This is a genomic window from Prevotella heparinolytica, from assembly GCF_002998535.1.
Taxonomy (GTDB): domain Bacteria; phylum Bacteroidota; class Bacteroidia; order Bacteroidales; family Bacteroidaceae; genus Bacteroides; species Bacteroides heparinolyticus.
The window spans coordinates 1,010,862-1,032,490 of sequence record NZ_CP027234.1 but is presented as its reverse complement, the minus strand read 5'-3'; the positions used below and the strand labels follow the sequence as shown (position 1 = coordinate 1,032,490).

The window sequence follows — 21,629 nt, the reverse complement described above, 5'->3', positions numbered from 1 at the left end:
TTTATTGTCCTGACTTTTCTTTTTGGTAGTATTCACTTCCACGTATATTCTTGTGTTTCAACGGAGTGATAGGAATTGCATGAGGCTGTATTGTTCCGTCCTCATCGGGAAGGAAGTCGGCATCTTCTCCCAATCCCAGCACCTCTCGTAAGGCTTGGTAACCGTATTGCAGCTTCTGGTCTGCGCATGCGCATGCTGCGATGAGACGGTCACGGCCGTATTTCTTTTCCAGAGCCAGAATGCCCCGACATGATCTGAACGCTTTTGGGGATATTGCATGGTTCGTTCCACTTCACGAAGATAATTCAAAACGATATTATCCATTTCTGAGGCTTGCCGGAAGAGTTCATCCAGATCCTTGTCATAAGGGCCGTAGTGCCCAGGCAAGTTGTGCTCCTTTTCCATGAATAGGTATAGGGAATATCACAGCGGCCGTGTGTGGCAACAAGATTCATACCACAATAGATTTCCACCGTGTCGGCATCGTAGAGCATCGTTACGCGTCTTCCTACATATTCTCTCGGAACGCTGTAATGGTGCTTGAACAACGAAACATAAGAGTTCTTGCCAACGGTCATTACTTTCCTCTCCTTCACTATGTAACGTTGCTGGGGAAGCGGACGGAGATAGTCTTTTTCGCCACGCAGGAACATTTCCCTGCGCGACATTTCCCGACCGGCCATCACCTTCCCATTGAACTTCTGCAAGGAAACACGGATGGCGGCATTGAGCTCATCCAGACTTGTAAATGTCATTCCTTCTATTTCAAAGTAAACGGATCGGTAGAGCAGCTTCACCGCATTTTCAACCAAGGCCTTGTCCTTGGGATGGCGCACACGGGCGGGATAGACAGCGCAACCGTAGTGTTCGGCGAAGGCGGCGAAATCCTCATTGATGACAGGCTCGTTACGGTCGCTTCTCGTTACGGCAGCCTTCAAGTTGTCGGGTACAATGGCCGCAGGAACACCTTCAAAATAATACATGGCATTCTCGCACCCCCTTATCAAATCTTCCTTGCGTTGAGACCATACGGCCTCGCAGTAGGTGTAATGGCTGAACGGAAGGATGGCAACGAATACCTCGGACTTCTTCGTCTCGCCCGTCATCTCATCGACAACTTCAAGTTTGTCGCCGGCAAAATCAACATACATCTGGTCTGCGGAATAATGCTCTACATGACCGACAACCTTGATGCGAAATCTGTATTCGCGGATAATCCGCTTGAAAGATGATAGCCCATAGCCGTCAGGATACGCAGCATGATACTTCTTGAATAATTTTCTCACACTCATCCCTTTACGTGATAATTGAGATACATAATCGGGAAGCAACGCTTCCAATTCAACCCTTTTGGAAGAAGGTTCACGATGACGGAGCGATGTATTACCGAATATCTCATCCAGCTGCCTATCGGAATAAGTAAGGAGCTCTTCGATACTTTTACCGCTTGAAAGAAAATGGCGGACATACTTACGAACCGTGTTACGGGAAATACAAAACGTACAAGCCATTTCTTTGATTCCCATACCTGAGGCATAGCATCTTAAAATGCTTTTAATTCTTTTATTCATATATGTAGATTTTATGGTTAACCCGTTACACCAGGACTCGGGTGTCACAAATCTACATAAAAATCAATGGCCACTGTTACCTAAGGGGGGTATTCTTATTTGAGCCAAAAGGGTCAATTTTATTGTGCCCAAAGGGGGCAAAAACGTTTGGCCAAAAGGGTCAAAGTTGATTGGCTTTTCCACCCAGTTCACCGGATCCTAACAATAAAATCTTCTTCATCTATTTATTGGGCTATTTACAATTAATACTCAAGCATAAAAACGACGATTTACCACCTACTTTATTGCCGGATCTCGGTCAAATAGTAAATAGTAAATCGTCGCCTTGTTAACGAATTTATTGATGTTGTTCCCTCAACAAATCATTCACCATCTTTACCGGATTGAATGTAGACAAAGACACTTCCACAAATATCGTGTTCCAGTCGCTCATGGCTCCGTTCCACAATCCGGGCAGCTCCAATGCTTTCAGGTCTTTGCCATTTTTCGACTTGTAGGAAATGAAGCCCGTAGCCTTGTCTACATACTTCACGAGATCGAATTTATGACCTTTATAGTCACGCACGGCACAAACCAAATCCACCGGGTTGAAATGAGTGCCTTTCTCAAACATTTCTTTCTTTGCCGGATCATCCATGTCAATCTGCGAGCTTTCCAGAATCTGCAAAGAAACAGTACCGTCGCTGTTGTAAGCAAGGAACGGACCGCCACCGGGTTCTCCAACATTTTTCACCATGCCGCAAACACGCATCGGACGGTTCAATTTTTCTTTCAGGTAAATCACCAGTTCGGCATCTTCCAGATCCTTTATTTCCGGATTCTTGCAATAAAGCTGTTTTTGCAGGAATTGCAAGACTTCAAGGATTTGTTCATGCGTATATCTACCGCTATCCAACAGTCGCAGATAAGCAAAAGCTCTCTGTTGAAGCGTTACCAGCACACCTGCAATCAGCTTCTTATACAATACGGTATCGCCTTTCAGCCTATCCGGCACCACATTGTCGATATTCTTTATGAAGATAACATCCGCATCGAGGTCGTTCAGATTCTCGATCAAGGCACCGTGTCCCCCCGGACGGAACAACAATTTGCCGGCATCGCGGAACGGATTGTTCTCCATATCGACGGCAATGGTGTCGGTGCTCGGCTTCTGCTCCGAGAAAGTGACGTTATAGTTCACGCCATACTTTTGGGCATATGCCATAGCCTTTGCGTCCACCAACGTCCGAAACAAAGTGCGATGTTCGGGAGAAACCGTGAAATGCACATTCACTTTCCCATTCTTGTTGGCGGCATACAACGCCCCTTCCACCAGATGTTCTTCCAAAGGCGTGCGGTTTCCATCTTCATATTTGTGGAATTTCAACAGGCCTTTGGGCAAAGCGCCGTAGTTCAATCCCGCAGCTTCGAGTAGAGCGGCAACAATCGCTTTATAGTTTCCGGAAGCAAGCAAAGCAGGCACATCCTCTCCTACCGTCTTCCGGCAAGCCATATTCAAATCATCGTAGAAAGCAAAGTCTTCTATTTTCTCGAAAAACATTTTCTCAAAACTTGTTTGAGGGACATTATAATCCGCTCCAAGAAATTCAAACAGGTTCTTGAACATACGACTTGCCGCTCCCGAAGCAGGCACAAACTTAACCACCACTTTGTCAGTTTGCGTATATCCCTCCCAAGCATCCAGATATTCCTTCTGCTCGTTCGTGTCCGGAGTCAATATTCCTTTCTCGACAGAAGCGGCAGCAGATAACTTCAAGTATGGAAAACCTTTTTTGAAACAAGCCAACTGTTCAGCTATCTGTTCTTCAGAGATGCCCTTACTTTTAAGCAACTCTTTGTCTTGCGGTGTTATCATATCGTTTAGCGGTTTATTAATTCATGCCCAAAAATACAAAAAAAAGCGGAACGACGGTAAAGGTAATAAAGAAAAAACTTACCTTTGAGACATAAAATACAGACGATTATGGAAATAGATGTTTTTTTCACGAATCAAGAGAAAGTTTTACTCTTCTCCCTCTACCGGAAGCTGTTGCAGCTTTCGGGAGAAACACTCCGGAAGGGTGACTTCAAGAAACTGAAAACCCATCTTGCCAACACTATACAGAACAATCATGTGCAACGGGATATATTCGGCCTGAATCCAGTCATCAAGGACATGCAGACGGCTGTCATCGTTGCAGAAGAAATCGGCATGAAGCGGGCCTCCATCTTGGGACTCATGCTGCACGATTCCGTGCGTTGCGGTACTTGCAGCTCTCAGGAAGTGGAACAAATCTACGGTGAAGATGTGGCAGGCATCATCCGCGGCCTGATACGCGTGAACGAGCTTTACGCCAAAAGTCCCACCATCGAGTCCGAGAATTTCCGCAACCTGCTGCTTTCATTCGCCGAAGACATGCGGGTCATTCTCATCATGATTGCCGACCGCGTAAATATTATGCGGCAGATAAAGGATGTCGAGAACGACGAAGCCCGCCGCCAGGTGGCCAACGAGGCAGCCTATCTTTATGCGCCCCTTGCCCATAAGCTGGGATTATACAAACTGAAGTCGGAATTGGAAGACCTCTCGCTGAAATACACGGAAAAAGAGATTTACTATCATATAAAAGATAAGCTGAACGAAACCAAAGCTTCGCGCGACAAGTATATTGCTGCTTTCATCGCACCTGTACAAAAGAAATTGGAAAAGGCCGGACTGAAGTTCCATATCAAGGGACGCACCAAGTCCATCCATTCCATCTACCAGAAAATGAAGAAGCAGAAATGCGCTTTCGAAAATGTGTATGACCTGTTTGCCATCCGCATCATTCTGAACTCGCAACTGGAAAAAGAAAAACTGGAATGCTGGCAGGCATACTCCATTGTGACGGATATGTACCAACCCAACCCGAAGCGTCTGCGCGACTGGCTATCCGTGCCTAAAAGCAACGGATACGAATCGCTGCACATCACCGTGATGGGCCCCGAAGGGAAATGGGTGGAAGTACAAATACGCACGGAGCGCATGGACGAGATAGCTGAACGGGGACTCGCCGCCCATTGGCGCTACAAAGGAATAAAAGGCGAATCCGGACTGGACGAATGGTTGACTTCCGTACGCGAGGCATTGGAGAACTCCGACAGTAGCGGATTGGAAGCGATGGACCAGTTTAAGTTGGATTTGTATGAAGATGAGGTTTTCGTATTCACTCCGAAAGGCGATTTGTTCAAATTGGGTAAAGGTTCCACCGTACTCGACTTCGCTTTCCACATTCACACCAAATTGGGATGCAAGTGTATTGGAGCCAAAGTGAACGGTAAAAACGTACAATTGAAACAGGTGTTGCAAAGCGGCGATCAGGTGGAAATCATGACGTCGAACACACAAACTCCGAAACAAGATTGGCTGAATATCGTAACCACTTCCAAAGCCCGTACCAAGATACGCCAGGCATTGAAAGAGATGGCGGCCCGTCAGCACGCCTTTGCCAAGGAGACGTTGGAACGCAAGTTCAAGAACCGAAAAATTGAATATGACGAGGCCATCATGATGCGTCTCATCAAGCGCCTCGGTTTCAAGGTGGTGACGGATTTCTATCAGGCCATTGCCGACGAAGTGCTGGATGTGAACAACATCATAGACAAGTATCTCGAACAGCAAAAGCGGGAAAGCGATACACGAGATGAAATCAGCTATCGCAGCGCTGAAAGCTACAACCTGCAACAAACCCTGCCTGAAGAGATAGGCAGCAAAGAAGACGTGCTCGTCATCGACCAGAACCTGAAAGGGTTGGACTTCAAACTGGCACGTTGCTGCAACCCTATCTACGGAGATGAGGTTTTTGGTTTCGTCAGTGTGACAGGGGGCATCAAGATACATCGCTGCGACTGCCCCAATGCCGGTGACTTGCGCTCACGTTTCGGCTACCGTATCGTGAAAGCGCGTTGGGCCGGAAAATCACAAGGAACACAATATCCCATTACCTTGCGTGTAGTGGGACACGATGATATAGGCATCGTAACCAATATAACCTCCATCATTGCCAAAGAGATGGGCATCAGCCTGCGAAGCATCGGAATAGACTCTCATGACGGGTTATTCTCCGGAACGTTGACTATTATGGTAAGCGATACGGGACATTTGGAAACGCTTATCAAGAAGTTGAGAACAGTGAAAGGAGTGAAGCAGGTTTCGAGAAGCTGAGTTATTTCCTAATTTGCCATGATGATTTCTATCCACCATTTTCTGAAAGTAAATCAATCATTCCATCATAAACAAATCAATGTAATGAAATACGATATTAAAAAGCAACTCTACGGTTTCGGTTATGCTTGGAAAGGAATCTGGTGCTGTATAGGAAAGGAGCAGAACCTGAGTTTTCATCTGATTGCCGCAATCATCGTGGTGATTGCCGGATTCATTTTAAGCATAACCAAGATAGAGTGGACGATTGTCATTCTCTGCATCGGTGTGGTGATAGCTGCCGAATTATTCAATACAGCCATTGAACGGCTGGTCGATCTGGTCTCTCCCCAACAGCATCCCATCGCAGGAAAAGTGAAAGACATAGCCGCCGGAGCAGTGCTGGTGTGCGCTGTAACGGCAGCTATTATAGGGTTGATAATTTTTGTTCCTTATCTTACTCGTTTTTTCTTGTAGTAAGGATAAGTTAGCAGCACAAAAAAGAACAGCGCAAGGATGGCGGCAACAGAGGCGGCATGATAGATTTGCGCCTCGTTCATCAGGCGGCAAGCCACGTAAACTCCGATTAAAAAACCCGCTTCCATCGACAGATGGCAGGTAGTATTGGCTGTTCCCCGCTGACAATGATACGACAGTTTGACAAACATCTTCATCGACGGAATCACAATAAATGCCAATACAGCCAATGTCGGCAGTGCCCAATAGTTGCCTGCAAACATCAAGGGCAACAGTACCCCCGGAATAAAAGCCACCAGCAGCATATTAGTGGCAAGTACCCACGCACGCGGCAACAAAAAACGGTCTATATTACACAATGTCATTCCTATGGGAGCACGAAAAGCCACATATACCCTTGATGCGAAAAGAAAGCTTACCATGCCTATTGCCACAGAAAGATAGACCACCATGCGGAAACCGTACACTCTGTACAGCCAGATTCCCACTCCCGCACCTATCAGCATGCCCAAGCGTGCAGCCCATGCGTAGACCATATTTCCGGCACTGCGACGTGTAGAAGTGGTAATATCGATAGCCACGGTGATACCTGCTGTCGTTGCCAATCCAAAGCATGCTCCCTGAACCAGCGCCAATAACATAAGCTTCTCATAGCTGTCTACAAAAGCATAGCCTACGGTTGCAGCCAACATAACGAGCGTAGAAAAAAGAAGCACATGTTTCCTTTTATACTCATCCACCAGATAAGCATGAAAAGGCCCTACAAAAAACATGGCGGCTGCAAAATACAAAAACATGCTACCCGCCTCTCCGACGGAAACATTCAATTGCTGCCCCATCACAAAAGGAAGCAAAGGGAAAAGCATGTAGACCGATGTAAACAGCAACAGGTTGGCCGTACATATCCGCCAAAAATTCAATGTCATAAGTTTGTTAGTACTGCTCTTTCTCATTCGGGAAATCTAAGTTCTTCACATCGGATACATATTTGCTGATGGCATCCGTCATCACCGTATGCAAGTCGGCATAGCGGCGTAGGAAACGGGGACGGAAACCGTTGTTCATACCCAGCATGTCCTGTATTACCAATACCTGACCGTCTACATCGCCACCGGCACCGATACCGATAACGGGAATGGTCAGTTCGCTTGCCACACGGGCAGCCAAAGCAGCAGGAATTTTTTCCAATACCAGTCCGAAACATCCGGCCTCTTCCAGTAAGTGGGCGTCTCTCACTAACTTCTCAGCTTCCGCCTCATCCTTGGCACGAACGGTATATGTCCCATATTTATTGATGGATTGCGGCATCAAACCAAGATGTCCCATAACAGGAATACCGGCACTGAGAATACGTTTCACCGTACCGATGACCTCCTCGCCCCCCTCCAATTTAAGGGCATCGGCATGACTTTCCTTCATGATGCGGATGGCAGAGGCCAGTCCTTCCAACTCATTGCCTTGATAAGAGCCGAAAGGCATGTCAACGATAACCATGGCACGCTTCACACCGCGAACTACGGATTTACCATGATAAATCATTTGGTCGAGGGTAATGGGAAGTGTAGTCACATTGCCTGCCATTACATTGGAAGCCGAATCACCCACCAGAATAACATCAATACCGGCACCATCCACAATCTGTGCCATGGTATAGTCATAAGATGTCAACATCGATATCTTTTCGCCTCTTTGTTTCATCTCAACAAGGCGGTGCGTAGTCACTTTACGAGAATCGTCTGATATATAACCCATGATATTTACTGTTTATCGATTTACTTTTTATTGCAAATCTGCCATCACAGCATGCGCGTTTTATGATGCAACTTCTCCACGCACATACATGGCAGTGACGCTTTCGCTAATCGGGCGCAAAGGTAATTCTTTTTCCGATTACTTGTGCAATCGGGTCAATTTATCGTAAGTGAATCCAATGAAATCATCCAAAATGTGATGGCATAGCGGAGCAATCGCTTCGCGCGAGTTGGTGGTTGTCAAACCGATAACAGTGGAGCCGGAAGCTATTCCGGCTTTCAGTCCGTTGAAAGAATCTTCGAATACATACGAGTCGGCCGGATCGGTACCGAATACTTCCATACCGAGCAGGAAGCAATCGGGCGCCGGTTTCGAGGCGGCAAACAGCTCGGCAGTGAGAATACGATCGAAAAGCGTCTTTATTTCCGGATGGACACGGTAGACGGATGCCATCTTTGCTTCGTTGGAACTGGTCACTACGGCCGTTTTCACGTTGTGGCGGCGCAAGTCCTCTATAAAGTCGAGCACTCCGGGAATAAAGTCATACGACATCTCCTGCTCAAACCGGTTCAGAGATTCGGTGATTTCAGCTTGTTCTTTCATCCTGCCGTTGAAGAAAGCATCGTAGATATATACTAAGGTTTGTCCTTTCACCTTACCTTCCATATCATCCATACCCAAATACTCTTCTCCTATCCGATGCCAGAACTTGCTGTACTGTGCTTCTGTATCCACTACCACCCCATCGAAATCGAAAAGAACAGCCTTTGTTTTCGTTGCATTCATAAGTTTCTTCGTTTACTTGTTTATGTTTATGGCTATCGTTTACGGATACAAAGGTCTAAATAATCCTTGAAGGAAACAAATTTTTAACGGCTTCTTACTCATTCCTGATACTCTTTACCGGATTCTCTTTTGCAATATACCACGATTTCAACAATACGCACCCCACAATAAATGCCAATAACAAACAACCTACAATGACATAACCGGCAACCGGTAACGGCACCATATCCTTGAACCTTCCAATCCAGATTTGTCCCGTCTTATAAGCGCCGAATACGCCGAGGAGTACGGAGGGAACTGCAAGCCAAAGCACTTCTTGCGACAACAATCGCAGGATATCCGATGTCTCTGCGCCGTTCACCTTGCGAATGGCTATTTCCTTGCTGCGCAGACGGATCTCATCATTCGCGTAACCCATCAGTCCCATCATGACAATAAGAAGAATAGTGACAGAAGCCCATAGTGTGACGTTGCGGAAAATACGGACAGAAGCGGCATAATCGCTTATTGTCTGCTCGATAGATAGGAATGTAAGCTCATCTTGCGGATAGAGGTGTTTCATCTCTTCGTTCAGCTTCTGCAAGTTTTCATTGAATGGGGCTTTCAAACGGACTTCCATACAAAATCCGATACCGGAAATCCACTCTATCATCACCGGAACATCGTCATTCGGAGTGCCGGGAAAAGCAAAACTATCCAACAATCCCACTACTCTGCCATAATCGTTCACCTGTTTGCCTATCGGACTGTCCGTCCAATGCATTTTCTCACAGAACTTGCTGTTGACCAACAACTGATGCTCTCCCGTTAAATTATGCCCTTCCTTCAATCGCAAACCGATGAATGGCAGGTAGTCGCTGTCGAACCACGAGTTCCGGGGATAAAACATCTCATTTCCTTGATTGTCGAGTATCGGACGATTAGCCCCGAAACCCAGCATTGAACGCTCAGCCGAGGCTACCGCTTCCACATAGGGCAAGTTGCGGAGTTGAGTACGGAGTTGTGTACCTTCCACCTTATGCTGATAGAGATAGGCCACCCTTTGAGGATTCCAGCCACGGTCGCGCCCCACCATATAGCGATATTGCGAAAAGACCAATAACAGCATGCCCAGGATGAAAGCAGCACCTGTGAACTGCACGAAGAGCAATACCCTCTTCCATCCTCTTCGGCCGGATGCGTAATGTACAAACACTTGTGTCACAGGAATACGGGCAAAGAGCACGGCAGGCAGACATCCGCCCAATACAAATAAGATTGCCAGCACTGCCAACGGTGCATAGAGATGCTGCGGGGCGAACAGTACATCGATAGGTACTGCCGCCAGCTCCTCCATCTGCTCATAGAAAAGATAAACCAGTACTCCTGCCACCAACAAGGATATGCTTACCACAACGGCCGTTTCCGTCAGAAACATACAAAAGATGCCGCCGCTCGACGCACCACTGCATTTATGCACCCCTATCGCCTTGGCGCGTTGCGTCAGTGAGGAGATGGAAATCAGCACATAGTTCAATGTGGTGGTAAAAAGCAGCACGATGCCCAGAAAGAACATAATCCAGATTGTTTTCCGTACTTGCGCGTCATCCAGATGCACGCTGCGAATGGGGGTAATGTGAACCGACAGTTCCAAACCGCTATCCGCCGACAAATGACGGGCAATGGCGGCCGAGAGTCGTTCGTTCAGCCATCCGGCATCCTGCGGGGTGCGCAAACGGACAAAACCGTCATAATTCCCTCCGCTTTGCCATCCTGTCCCCCACTTAGTGTATTTACCGATACCGGAAAAAGAGACGATTGCTTCGGGACGTTTGCCCAACGAAGTGTTTATCGGGACATCTTTGAAGATTCCTTTGACGAGCAGAGCCACATCATTTCCCCACAAATCATACATCAGCGTTTTCCCGATAGGGTCTTCACCGCCGAACGTCCTGCGGGCAGCCGTTTCCGAAAGGAAAAGTGCATCAGGGTTCGCCAAATCCTGCGGATTGCCTTTCACCACATCGAGCCCGAGAACGAAGAAGTACGATGTATCGGCAAGTACCGTCTGCATTTCGAGGCTACGGTTGCCAAAGCGGTAGAGGTCGCCAAAGAGCGAGCAACTGACCGTGGCCCCTTGCACCCGGTCGGGAAACTCTTCTGCAATCACTCCCGGAATGGGGATAAGGGTATAGAAATCTTCTTTTCCTTCCAACACCCCGTTCTTCAACCAGCCGGTTTTCACCAAGCAGAGATTGTCCGCCTCTTTATAGAAATTATCGAAATCCAATTCAAAGGCTATCCTTGCAAAAAGGAATATAGACATCAATAACCCCAATGCCAAAGAAAAAATCTTGACGGCATTTGAACCATGTCCGCGAAGCAGGGTTTGAAAAGTGTAGTACAAATATCGCATATACGTTAATTATTTACTTGTTTCTGATACTCCTTACAGGGTTTTCCGTCCGCTCCCCTCTCCTCTTATTAGAAGCCTTGTGTCGGCACACTTGCCACCACGCTGCCGTCGAACAGATGTACCGTGCGGTGCGCAAAGCCGGCATCGTGCTGCGAGTGTGTCACCATGATAACCGTGGTGCCTTCCTTGTTCAGTTCCGTCAGCAGGTTCATCACTTCGGTGCCGTTTTTGGAATCCAGGTTACCGGTAGGCTCATCGGCGAGTATCAGTTTGGGATTGGTCACCACCGCACGGGCAATGGCCACACGTTGTTGCTGACCGCCGGAGAGCTGCTGCGGAAAGTGTTTGGCGCGGTGGCTGATGTTCATGCGTTTCAAGATATCTTCCACCATGCGTTTACGCTCACTGCCCTTTATGCCGAGATAAGTGAGAGGAAGCTCCACGTTTTCATACACATTCAGCTCGTCTATCAGGTTGAAGCTCTGGAATACGAAGCCCAGCTTACCCTTGCGCACACGGGTGCGCTCCTTCTCTTTCAAGCCGGCTACTTCTTGACCAAGGAGTTTATAACTGCCTTCCGTGGGATTGTCCAATAAGCCGAGGATGTTCAACAGAGTGGACTTGCCGCAGCCCGAAGGCCCCATAACGGCTACGAATTCTCCCTCTTTCACTTCAAGGTTTACATGGTTCAATGCTACGGTTTCTACTTCCGAAGTACGAAACACCTTACTGATGTTATTAATCTCAATCATAATATTCTAAGTTTATAGTTTGTTATTTATACCAGTAGATTCAAAGGAAAATCGCTCCCTTTATTCGCTTTTAATACTGTTCACAGGGTTTTCGTTCGCTATCTTCCACGATTTCCAAAGAACACAACCCACGATGACCGCCAGATTGACAATCAGTACCAGTGCATATACCACCCATCCCAACGGGATGTGCTCTGAGAATTGCTCCATCCAGATGCCATTGACGTAGCAAGAAGCAATCGTTCCGATGAGTACGGCCGGACCTGCCACATAGAGCACGTCGCGCGAGAGCAACTCCAATATCATGCTTGCTTCCGCACCGTTCACCTTGCGGATGGCTATCTCCTTACTGCGGCGGCGCACCTCGTCGGCGGTGTACCCCATCAACCCCATCAGCATGACGAAAAACATGGTGACGGCAGCCAACAGCGTGGCGTTACGAAACACACGGACGGCGTTATATTCGTCTTTTATCATCCTGCCATAGTCTGTAAAGTCGATGGTCTGTCCGGGAAAAGCCTCGCTTACATCCTTGTTAAGCTTCCGGAGATTCTCGGCAAAAGGCTCTTTCAGACGAACGTGTATGTAACCATAGAAAGCTTTATTGCCTCGTGCGATGAAAGGCATTTTTTCCGAAGTGAAGCCTTGTATTTGAAACTCCTTCAGCAATCCCGTCACTTTGTAGAGCCCATTTTCCATGTTTACCGTGCGCCCCACTACCTCATTGCCCCAGTGCATCATTTCGGCAAAAGTCTCGTTCACCACTACTTCGTCTTTCTCGCGAGCCATGCGGCCGGCTTTGAACGTCATACCCATCAGTTCGGGGTAGTCTTCGCGCATATAGTAGCTGGAGCGGGCAGAGAAAAGAGCCTGCCCGGTGGCGTCCTGAATCATCGAGCCACTGTATCCCCATATCGGAGTACCATGAGCACTGGACAGCGCTTCCACATAAGGCAAATCCTTAAAGAATTGATAGGCGGCATCACGTGCATCTTTTTCGTCCCAATAGGCGGTGCCCATGGCCATTCGTTCGGGGTTATACCCCATGTCTTTGGTCATGACAAACCGGTATTGTGCCACCACCACGCACATCAGCCCGCAGATAAAGGCCACCCCGGCAAACTGTACGAAAAGTAACGGGCGCTTCCATCCCTTTTTGCCTTCGGTATAGCGGTGGAACACCTGCGACACGGGGATACGGGCAAAGAGCCGACCCGGCAACAAACCGCCTACGATGAAAAGCGCAAACACCACAGCCAAGGGTACCCAGATGCGGTCGGGAGCCAGCAACAGCAGCGACAGTTTGGCCGAAGCCGTGTCTTCAACAAACTCGCGGAAGTTGAGCAACAGCAAGGCCATCAGCAGCAGAGCCGCCAGAATGATGATGCCCGTCTCCAACAAGAACATGCCGAAAATCTTGCCTCCGCTTGCACCGTTGCACTTGTGCACCCCTACCGCTTTGGCCCGATAGCTCAATGAAGAGATGGAAATCAGTACATAGTTCAGTGCGGCTATGAAGAGGATGGCAAAGCCGAGTATGCTCATGATATTACTCATCCGCTTCACTTCCGTATATCCGGCGTATGTGTCGCGAATGGGTTGCACAAAGGCTGTGTAGCCAAACAGTTTTTTATCCTCTGCCGGACGATATTTGTCTATCATGGCATCAATGCGCGCATTCACTACCGACTTGTCCGCTCCGGGACGGAAACGTATATACTCCATCCAACTGTCTCCTCCTCTCCATGAGTAATTGCCCCAATTACGACTCCATAAGGTAGGCATGGATATAACGGCTTCAGGGTTCATAGTAGCATTTTCCGGCACTGCGGCATAAGTGCCTTTCACCGTCAGGTCAAGGTCATGTCCGCACTTCAACACCTTGCCTATCGGGTTCTCATCTCCGAAAATCTTTTTGGCAAAACGATCGCTCAGGAAAATGACGTCTTTCTGCATCAGATCTTTCTCCGGATTCCCGCTCAATACTTTGATGCCCATGGTACGGAAAAAGAGTGAATCGGCGGTTACTTTCTTTTCATCAAAACGCGCGGTTCCATTATAAAGAGGATTGCTGACAAAGCCGTATCCGATACTGGTAGCCGCCTCCACCTGTTCGGGAAAGTTCTCAAGAATGGCACCTGCCACCGGACCGCAGTTCTTTTCCTGAGGCGGATACTTCTCACCGTTCGCCGTGAATATAGACCACACCTGATAAAGGTTGTCATAGTCCTGATAGCATTTGTCGAAACTTTGCTCGTAGACCACACGCGAAAAGAGCAGAATGCTCATCGTCAGGCCTAATCCCAAGGAGACGATTTTGATGATATTCGACCCTCGTCCTCGCAGCAATGTCTGAATCACGTAATGAAGTTGTTTCATCTTATTTTTCGTTTTATATTATATTTTCTGTTTTCTGCAAAAACAGAAAGCATGCCAAACATTTAGTTTACTAATTATCAAATGTTTACAATGAAAATATCGAGGGTGGAGTGTCTAATTATTAGACACTGCCGTCTAATAATTAGACAAGATAAAAAAAGCGTGCTTGCACATCACATGGCACATACGACAAAAACAACGGACTTTGTAAACCACCTCAATTAAACGATTACTATCTATTTCTCTTTCCTGTTTTCCCGCTTCGCGGCAAACGGAAAGAAAAACATTTAAAATGGTACTGATATACATATCTACACTGGAAAATCTTAGAAAGGCTGGAGTCGGGAAATCCCCGAACCAGTCTTTTCTATTTATTTAACGTTTCTCTTTCCGTTATCGTCAAAACAAAAGCCGAAAACATACTTGTATCGGCTTTTGTAGGCTGTCATGTAATTGAAATGTTGTGCAGAAAGATTTCCATTGTATTAGCATGACAAGTAGAAGTGATTTAAACTTTTCTTTTTCTCAAATATTTCCTTAGCAGAATTACCATAAATGCAATATAGTTCCATGATTCCCAATTCCTAACCGTTGTTTCAAATCGATTTAAAATAGTCCTGTAACTGTCCATCCATGCATTGGTCCTCTCAATGGCATAACGTTCAGCATACAACAGTTCGTCCACAACGGTATTATTGGGAGTCCCGTTTCTTTTATTGATGCAGATATTGGCGACTACTCCATGACAGCCAAGTACACTTCGAAGAGCTTTACAGTCAAATCCGGCATCCGCATTCAAGAAAAGACCATCTGTTCTGACTTTTGCAATCCCAAGGTCATGCATCATGGAGCGGATTACGTTTTTTATGTCATGAGTATCATGATGTTCGCCGCTTTTAGGCGAAGACATGATAACCGGTATGCCTTGCCGGTCTGTAATATAAAGAGCGTTGGTTGTCTTGCGCTTTTTTCTACCCTGATAACCAACCTCCTCTCCACCACGCATAGCTACCGTATGATTTCCGTCAAGGTCTACACTTGACATATCAAACTTTGTACGGTGCTTATTCAAAAGATGAAGCCAAAGAGACTTCCATTCACCTTTTTTACTCCATTTGTTATAATGATGGAATACCGCACCATAGGTCAGAACCTTGTCACTGAACAGGGAATCTACAGGTAAATATTTCCACTGACACCCTGTTTTCAGTTTATAAAGAATGGCATTTACGATTTCAACAAGACTACTTTGAGTTACGAAACCACGTTTGCCCACACATAAATGAGGCAATATTTCACTTTTTATTGTATCTTTGTCCAACACAGCGTACATGAGGATGTTGTTATGAATGAGTTTGCTCACCCATAATATAACAATTTTAGCTATTAGTACGCTGTTTATCATTTGATCAATTAGTTTAAATCACTTCTTAGTAAAAATCAAGAGAGCTTTTAGTAACGACAAATCAAGAGAGATATCATGAAGTATTTTTTATATACAAGACTCCTTGTACGGATGCATGAATAGTTTTGCAACCGATTCCGGCAGAACACTTTTTCTTTGTCGGTATGTGACTTTCTTTTTAATATATCTTATCCCGAATTGCAGCTTTATATGTACCCGAAACCCGGGATATGTGCAGGATAAGATTCTATCTACATTTTCAGATAAAAGTCTTTTGTCAGAGCGATATATTCTGTTGTATATTCATTATACTCTGTTTCGATGCATAGGCTTTCTTGTACACACTCTTTTTCTTGAAAGCTAAAGGCTAACAGAATGCGTCGACATGGTTTTCCGGGTTTGGTGAAAACCAGCATCCGGCGCAATGGAAAAAGGCGACTGTCCCATGCCGCATCCATCACCATCTTTTCTGCTTCTGATGGAATGATGATGCTTATCATTCCTCCTTCTGTCAATAAACGTGCCGCCTTCCGGAAGAGTGAGATGTAGTTCAATCCGCTTGCATGTCTCGCCATACATCGTTGCTTGTCAGGGCATTTCATGGCATCTACAAAATAAGGAGGGTTAGATACTATGAGATCAAATTTATTCTCCGGATTGTATGTTTGAAAATCATGGCATATTACTTTTATTCTGTCGGCCCACGGAGAACGGAATACATTTTCTGTGGCTTGTGTTACAGCGGCAAAATCGATTTCGAGGGCTATAATTCTAGCCTGCTTATTACGTTGAGCTAATTGCAAGGCAATCAAGCCTGTACCGGTTCCTACGTCCAGTACACATTTAACATCGTTCATCGGTGCCCAGGCTCCTAAAAGCACACCGTCTGTACCGACTTTCATGGCACATTTATCTTGTAAAACAGTAAATTCTTTGAACTGAAAAGACGAATTCGACATATCTATCTTCTTAAAATCCGGCTCAAAAATAATCAAAGCCTATAAAACCGCCGCAAAAATGGTACGGTTTTTGTCTTTTTAAAGAACGAATAACTTCCTGTTATGAAGAAATAGATTAACTTTGCAGGCGCTTTATTGGCCTGTCAGTATGACATAAACTAAAAAGAAAGAAATGAAGAAAAGAGATTATCTGAGTGATATCGAAAATAGAAGTGAAAACGCTTTCTCTGTAATTGCCGATTTTGAAGGGAGCGAAGAGCAATTGATGGATATTGAGGTTAAGGAAATATTGCCGATATTGCCTCTCCGGAACATGGTATTGTTTCCGGGCGTGTTTATGCCGGTATCTGTGGGGAGAAAGTCGTCTCTCAAGTTGGTACGTGAAGCCGAAAAAAGAAACTCCTACATAGCCGTAGTATGCCAGAAGATAGCCGAGACAGAGGCTCCATTGTTTGAAGATTTGCATACCGTAGGCACTATTGCCAAGATAGTCCGTGTACTTGAAATGCCGGATCAGACCACTACCGTCATTCTTCAAGGCTCCAAACGCATGGAATTGAAAGAAATCACGGATACGGTTCCCTACTTGAAAGGACGCATAGATGCATTGAACGATGAGTTACCGGACAAAAAGGATAAAGAGTTTCAGGCGTTGGTAGAGGCGTGCAAAGATTTAACCGTACGCTACATCAAATCGTCCGAGATGTTTCCGCAAGACTCTGCATTTGCCATCAAGAATATCAACAATCCCATGTTCCTTGTCAACTTCATCTGCACGAATCTTCCGCTTAAGAAAGATGAAAAGATAGAACTGTTGCATATCGACTCATTGCGAGCACGTTCTTATCGCTTGCTCGAAATACTGAATCGTGAAGTTCAGTTGGCCGAGATAAAGGAATCGATACAAATGCGCGCACGGGAAGACATAGACCAGCAGCAACGCGAATATTTCTTGCAACAACAGATTAAAACCATCCAAGATGAGCTGGGAGGCAGTGGTCAGGAGCAGGAGATTGAAGAAATGCGCAAGAAAGCAGAGACCACAAAGTGGAGTAAAGAAGTGAAGGATGTTTTCCTGAAAGAAGTAGATAAACTGGAACGGACACATTCACAATCTCCGGATTACAGCGTGCAACTGAACTATTTGCAGACAATGCTTTCTCTGCCGTGGGGCGTATATACTGCGGATAATCTGAATCTTACCAATGCCGAAAAAACGCTGAACAAAGATCATTACGGTCTGGAAAAGGTGAAAGAGCGTATTCTGGAGCATCTTGCCGTACTGAAGTTGAAAGGTGATATGAAAGCCCCCATCATCTGTCTGTATGGACCTCCGGGCGTGGGAAAAACATCTTTAGGACGTTCTATAGCAGCAGCTTTGAAACGAAAATATATCCGCATGTCCTTAGGAGGAGTACACGATGAAGCCGAGATTCGAGGGCATCGCAAGACATATATCGGAGCAATGCCGGGACGAATCATCAAAAGCTTGATAAAAGCCGGTTCTTCCAATCCGGTATTTATTTTGGACGAGATAGACAAAGTGGGAGCCGACCGTCAAGGAGACCCCTCCTCTGCCCTGCTTGAAGTACTTGATCCGGAACAAAACACAACGTTTCATGACAACTTCTTGGATGTGGATTATGACCTGTCAAAGGTTATGTTCATTGCCACAGCCAATAACCTGAATACCATTCCCGCACCATTGCTCGACCGTATGGAGCTGATTGAGGTGAGCGGATACATCACTGAAGAGAAAATAGAGATCGCCCGCCGTCATTTGGTTCCGAAAGAGTTGGAAGCCAATGGCATGAAGAAGAACGACATCAAGATTCCGAAGAATACGCTGGAGAGCATCATAGAGAATTACACTCGTGAAAGCGGTGTGCGTGAATTGGAAAAGAAAATCGGAAAGATTCTTCGCAAGTCAGCACGTCAATATGCTACGGACGGTTACTTTACGAAGGCCGAAATAAAACCGGAAGACTTATATGAATTTCTTGGGTCACCGGAATACACTCGCGACAAATATCAAGGCAATGATTATGCCGGCGTGGTAACCGGCTTGGCATGGACAGCCGTGGGTGGCGAAATTCTCTTTGTGGAAACCAGCCTGAGCCGTGGCAAGGGCGGACGTCTGACACTAACCGGAAACTTGGGAGATGTGATGAAAGAGTCTGCCATGTTGGCGCTGGAATACATTAAAGCACATGCATCCCTATTGCATCTTGAAGAAGAAATATTTGATAACTGGAATATTCATGTACATGTGCCCGAAGGAGCCATTCCGAAAGACGGTCCGTCGGCAGGTATCACGATGGCGACTTCTCTGGCGTCTGCACTTACGCAAAGAAAAGTGAAAGCCAATCTTGCAATGACAGGAGAGATAACCTTACGAGGCAAAGTGCTTCCGGTGGGCGGCATCAAAGAGAAAATCTTAGCTGCCAAGCGCGCCGGCATCAAAGAAATAATCTTAAGCGATGAGAATCGCAAGAACATAGACGAAATACAAGACATATATCTGAAAGGACTTGTTTTCCATTATGTGAAAGACATAAAAGAGGTGTTTGCCATTGCCTTGACCGATGAAAAGGTAGCCGATGCCATTGACTTGTCCATAAAAAAAGAGAAGAAAGAAGAATGACGTTCGAATTACAATATACAGACAGCAAAACGAATGCTCGTGCCGGATTGATTACGACCGACCACGGACAGATTGAAACACCAATCTTTATGCCTGTGGGTACGGTGGGGAGTGTGAAAGGCGTACACATACCCGAATTGAAAGATGACATAAAGGCGCAAATCATATTAGGCAACACGTATCATCTTTACCTGCGTCCGGGACTGGAAGTGATTGAAAAAGCCGGCGGCCTGCATAAGTTTAATGGTTTTGACCGTCCTATGCTGACGGACAGCGGTGGCTTTCAGGTGTTTTCGCTATCCGGCATTCGTAAACTACGCGAAGAAGGTGCAGAGTTCCGTTCTCATATCGACGGTAGCAAACACATCTTTACACCGGAAAAAGTGATGGATATAGAACGAACTATCGGTGCGGATATCATGATGGCTTTTGACGAATGTCCTCCCGGAGATTCCGACTATGAATATGCCAAGAAATCTTTGGGCTTGACACATCGCTGGCTGGATCGTTGTATCAAACGTTTCAATGAGACCGAGCCGAAATATGGATACCGACAATCATTATTCCCCATTGTACAAGGTTGTGTCTATAAAGACCTTCGCACACAATCTGCCGAGTTCGTGGCCTCCAAAGATGCCGATGGAAATGCCATCGGCGGATTAGCGGTAGGCGAACCCGTAGATAAGATGTACGAAATGATAGAGTTGGTGAACGGGATTCTTCCCAAAGACAAACCGCGCTATCTGATGGGAGTAGGAACACCGGTGAATATACTGGAAGGTATCGAGCGCGGAGTCGATATGTTTGACTGTGTAATGCCTACCCGCAATGGACGTAACGGCATGTTGTTTACTAAAGACGGTATCATCAACATGCGCAACAAAAAATGGGAAACAGACTTCTCTCCTATCGAAACTGACGGTGCATCATACGTAGATACTTTATATAGTAAAGCTTATTTGCGCCACTTGTTTCATGCTCAAGAATTATTGGCCATGCAAATAGCATCTATTCATAATTTGGCATTCTACTTGTGGTTGGTGGGCGAAGCTCGTAAACACATCATTGCCGGCGACTTCGCTACATGGAAACCAATGATGGTAAAACGTGTATCGACAAGATTATGAAAAAGACGCATCGGAAAATCTGGGAAGATATAAAGCTGCCGAAAGGTAAATTCTTGAAGCGGCTGGATTGGTACATCATCAAGAAGTTTCTCGGTACATACGTATTTGCCATTGCATTGATTATTTCAATTGCGGTGGTATTTGACTTTAATGAGAAGATGGACCGTTTCATGTCTCACGAAGCTCCGTGGAGTGCCATTATCTTCGACTATTATTTAAATTTCATTCCCTATTTCGCCAACCTGTTCAGTCCGCTGTTCGTATTTATTGCCGTCATCTTCTTTACTTCCAAGTTGGCCGAAAATTCCGAAATCATTGCCATGTTCTCCACGGGTATGAGTTTCAAGCGTATGTTGCGTCCGTATATGGTGTCGGCGGCCATTATTGCGGTTGTGACATTCGGTTTAGGTTCTTATGTTATTCCTAAAGGCAGTGTGATACGTATCAATTTCGAAGATAAGTATTATAAATCCCGTAAAGCAAATACGGCACGAAACATTCAGTTAGAAGTGGATACGGGAGTTATAGCCTATATCGAACGTTTTGAAGATTATAGTAAAACCGGTTATCGCTTTTCTTTGGATAAGTTCAATGACAAGCAGTTGATTTCTCATCTTACGGCACGTTCCATCACGTATGACACAACTTCCGTACATAAATGGACTGTTAAAGATTACATGATTCGCCAAATGGATGGCATGAAGGAAAGTATCACAAAAGGTGATCAAATAGATACTGTTCTTTTTATGGAACCTGCCGATTTTCTTATCATGAAGAATCAGCAGGAGATGTTGACCAGTCCTCAACTGAGCGAATACATAGATCGCCAACGGCAACGAGGGTTTGCCAACATCAAAGAGTTTGAGATAGAATACCACAAACGAGTTGCCATGTCGTTTGCTTCTTTTATTTTAACTCTGATAGGTGTCTCTTTGTCTTCAAAGAAAACAAAAGGAGGAATGGGATTGCATTTAGGAATAGGCTTGGCTCTGAGTTTTTCTTATATCCTTTTCCAGACCATTGCTTCTACCTTCGCCGTGAATGGAAATGTGCCTCCAATTATTGCAGTTTGGATTCCTAATCTGCTGTACGCTTTCATTGCGTTTTATTTGTACAGAAAAGCTCCCAAATAAGAAAGAAAGTGTCTGAATGAACTGCACCCCAAAAGTTTTGTATCTAACTTTTGGGATGCAGTTAACTTTTTGGACAGCCCCTTACTT

The 21,629-nt window shown here is 45.8% G+C and carries 14 protein-coding genes and 1 pseudogene; 5 read left to right on the top strand and 10 right to left on the bottom strand.

The window, feature by feature from the left end; all coding sequences use genetic code 11:
• Position 1: 1 nt before the first annotated feature.
• Both istA and C3V43_RS04255 read right to left on the bottom strand, forming a co-directional pair.
• A pseudogene (istA, locus tag C3V43_RS04260) lies at positions 2-1,571 on the bottom strand (IS21 family transposase).
• A gap of 337 nt (positions 1,572-1,908) precedes the next feature.
• Complete coding sequence (locus tag C3V43_RS04255; RefSeq protein WP_106068742.1) at positions 1,909-3,426, bottom strand: DUF4301 family protein; 1,518 nt, start codon at positions 3,424-3,426, stop codon at positions 1,909-1,911.
• 108 nt (positions 3,427-3,534) lie between these two features.
• Here C3V43_RS04255 and C3V43_RS04250 point away from each other — a divergent pair, with 108 nt between their 5' ends.
• Positions 3,535-5,754 (top strand): RelA/SpoT family protein, encoded by a 2,220-nt coding sequence (locus tag C3V43_RS04250; protein ID WP_106068741.1) that lies wholly within the window; start codon positions 3,535-3,537, stop codon positions 5,752-5,754.
• 84 nt (positions 5,755-5,838) lie between these two features.
• Positions 5,839-6,210, top strand: coding sequence for a diacylglycerol kinase family protein (locus tag C3V43_RS04245; RefSeq protein WP_106070457.1), 372 nt, complete (start codon positions 5,839-5,841; stop codon positions 6,208-6,210).
• Here C3V43_RS04245 and C3V43_RS04240 read toward each other — a convergent pair.
• From C3V43_RS04240 to C3V43_RS04205, 8 genes are all read right to left on the bottom strand, one after another.
• Positions 6,186-7,163, bottom strand: a complete 978-nt coding sequence (locus tag C3V43_RS04240; RefSeq protein ID WP_106068740.1) for an MFS transporter — start codon at positions 7,161-7,163, stop codon at positions 6,186-6,188. The genes C3V43_RS04245 and C3V43_RS04240 overlap by 25 nt on opposite strands.
• Positions 7,144-7,965 (bottom strand): 3-methyl-2-oxobutanoate hydroxymethyltransferase, encoded by an 822-nt coding sequence (panB, locus tag C3V43_RS04235; protein ID WP_106068739.1) that lies wholly within the window; start codon positions 7,963-7,965, stop codon positions 7,144-7,146. The genes C3V43_RS04240 and panB overlap by 20 nt, the downstream gene beginning before the upstream one ends.
• Positions 7,966-8,100: 135 nt before the next feature.
• Entirely contained in the window at positions 8,101-8,748 is a 648-nt protein-coding gene (locus C3V43_RS04230) for an HAD family hydrolase (protein ID WP_106068738.1), read from the bottom strand.
• Positions 8,749-8,842: 94 nt separating this feature from the next.
• On the bottom strand, positions 8,843-11,143 hold the full coding sequence (locus C3V43_RS04225; protein WP_129588727.1) for an ABC transporter permease: 2,301 nt from the start codon (positions 11,141-11,143) through the stop codon (positions 8,843-8,845).
• Positions 11,144-11,211: 68 nt separating this feature from the next.
• Positions 11,212-11,895 carry an ABC transporter ATP-binding protein gene (locus C3V43_RS04220; protein WP_106068736.1) on the bottom strand — a complete coding sequence of 228 codons (684 nt, stop codon included), beginning with the start codon at positions 11,893-11,895 and terminating at the stop codon, positions 11,212-11,214.
• A 60-nt stretch (positions 11,896-11,955) separates the two neighbouring features.
• Positions 11,956-14,274, bottom strand: a complete 2,319-nt coding sequence (locus C3V43_RS04215; RefSeq protein ID WP_106068735.1) for an ABC transporter permease — start codon at positions 14,272-14,274, stop codon at positions 11,956-11,958.
• 508 nt (positions 14,275-14,782) lie between these two features.
• A complete protein-coding gene (locus tag C3V43_RS04210) occupies positions 14,783-15,679 on the bottom strand; it encodes an IS5 family transposase (protein WP_106068734.1) in 897 nt (298 codons plus the stop codon).
• A 251-nt stretch (positions 15,680-15,930) separates the two neighbouring features.
• Positions 15,931-16,638 (bottom strand): tRNA1(Val) (adenine(37)-N6)-methyltransferase, encoded by a 708-nt coding sequence (locus C3V43_RS04205; protein WP_106070456.1) that lies wholly within the window; start codon positions 16,636-16,638, stop codon positions 15,931-15,933.
• Between the two features lie 172 nt (positions 16,639-16,810).
• On the opposite strand from C3V43_RS04205, the gene lon reads away from it, so the two are divergent.
• From lon to C3V43_RS04190, 3 genes are read left to right on the top strand one after another with little or no spacing between them, the layout of a single operon-like run.
• Positions 16,811-19,282 carry an endopeptidase La gene (lon, locus tag C3V43_RS04200; RefSeq protein WP_106068733.1) on the top strand — a complete coding sequence of 824 codons (2,472 nt, stop codon included), beginning with the start codon at positions 16,811-16,813 and terminating at the stop codon, positions 19,280-19,282.
• Complete coding sequence (gene tgt / locus C3V43_RS04195; RefSeq protein WP_106068732.1) at positions 19,279-20,409, top strand: tRNA guanosine(34) transglycosylase Tgt; 1,131 nt, start codon at positions 19,279-19,281, stop codon at positions 20,407-20,409. The genes lon and tgt overlap by 4 nt, the downstream gene beginning before the upstream one ends.
• A complete protein-coding gene (locus C3V43_RS04190) occupies positions 20,406-21,542 on the top strand; it encodes an LptF/LptG family permease (protein WP_106070455.1) in 1,137 nt (378 codons plus the stop codon). The genes tgt and C3V43_RS04190 overlap by 4 nt, the downstream gene beginning before the upstream one ends.
• The last annotated feature ends 87 nt before the right edge of the window (positions 21,543-21,629 follow it).

Excerpts from the sequence above, each read along its gene's own strand:
- C3V43_RS04230 (WP_106068738.1), bottom strand. The coding sequence starts at position 8,748 with ATGAATGCAACGAAAACAAAGGCTGTTCTTTTCGATTTCGATGGGGTG.
- lon (WP_106068733.1), top strand. The coding sequence starts at position 16,811 with ATGAAGAAAAGAGATTATCTGAGTGATATCGAAAATAGAAGTGAAAAC.
- C3V43_RS04215 (WP_106068735.1), bottom strand. The coding sequence starts at position 14,274 with ATGAAACAACTTCATTACGTGATTCAGACATTGCTGCGAGGACGAGGG.
- C3V43_RS04255 (WP_106068742.1), bottom strand. The coding sequence starts at position 3,426 with ATGATAACACCGCAAGACAAAGAGTTGCTTAAAAGTAAGGGCATCTCT.
- C3V43_RS04240 (WP_106068740.1), bottom strand. The coding sequence starts at position 7,163 with ATGAGAAAGAGCAGTACTAACAAACTTATGACATTGAATTTTTGGCGG.
- C3V43_RS04250 (WP_106068741.1), top strand. The coding sequence starts at position 3,535 with ATGGAAATAGATGTTTTTTTCACGAATCAAGAGAAAGTTTTACTCTTC.
- C3V43_RS04225 (WP_129588727.1), bottom strand. The coding sequence starts at position 11,143 with ATGCGATATTTGTACTACACTTTTCAAACCCTGCTTCGCGGACATGGT.
- C3V43_RS04220 (WP_106068736.1), bottom strand. The coding sequence starts at position 11,895 with ATGATTGAGATTAATAACATCAGTAAGGTGTTTCGTACTTCGGAAGTA.
- tgt (WP_106068732.1), top strand. The coding sequence starts at position 19,279 with ATGACGTTCGAATTACAATATACAGACAGCAAAACGAATGCTCGTGCC.
- C3V43_RS04245 (WP_106070457.1), top strand. The coding sequence starts at position 5,839 with ATGAAATACGATATTAAAAAGCAACTCTACGGTTTCGGTTATGCTTGG.
- C3V43_RS04205 (WP_106070456.1), bottom strand. The coding sequence starts at position 16,638 with ATGTCGAATTCGTCTTTTCAGTTCAAAGAATTTACTGTTTTACAAGAT.
- C3V43_RS04190 (WP_106070455.1), top strand. The coding sequence starts at position 20,406 with ATGAAAAAGACGCATCGGAAAATCTGGGAAGATATAAAGCTGCCGAAA.
- C3V43_RS04210 (WP_106068734.1), bottom strand. The coding sequence starts at position 15,679 with ATGATAAACAGCGTACTAATAGCTAAAATTGTTATATTATGGGTGAGC.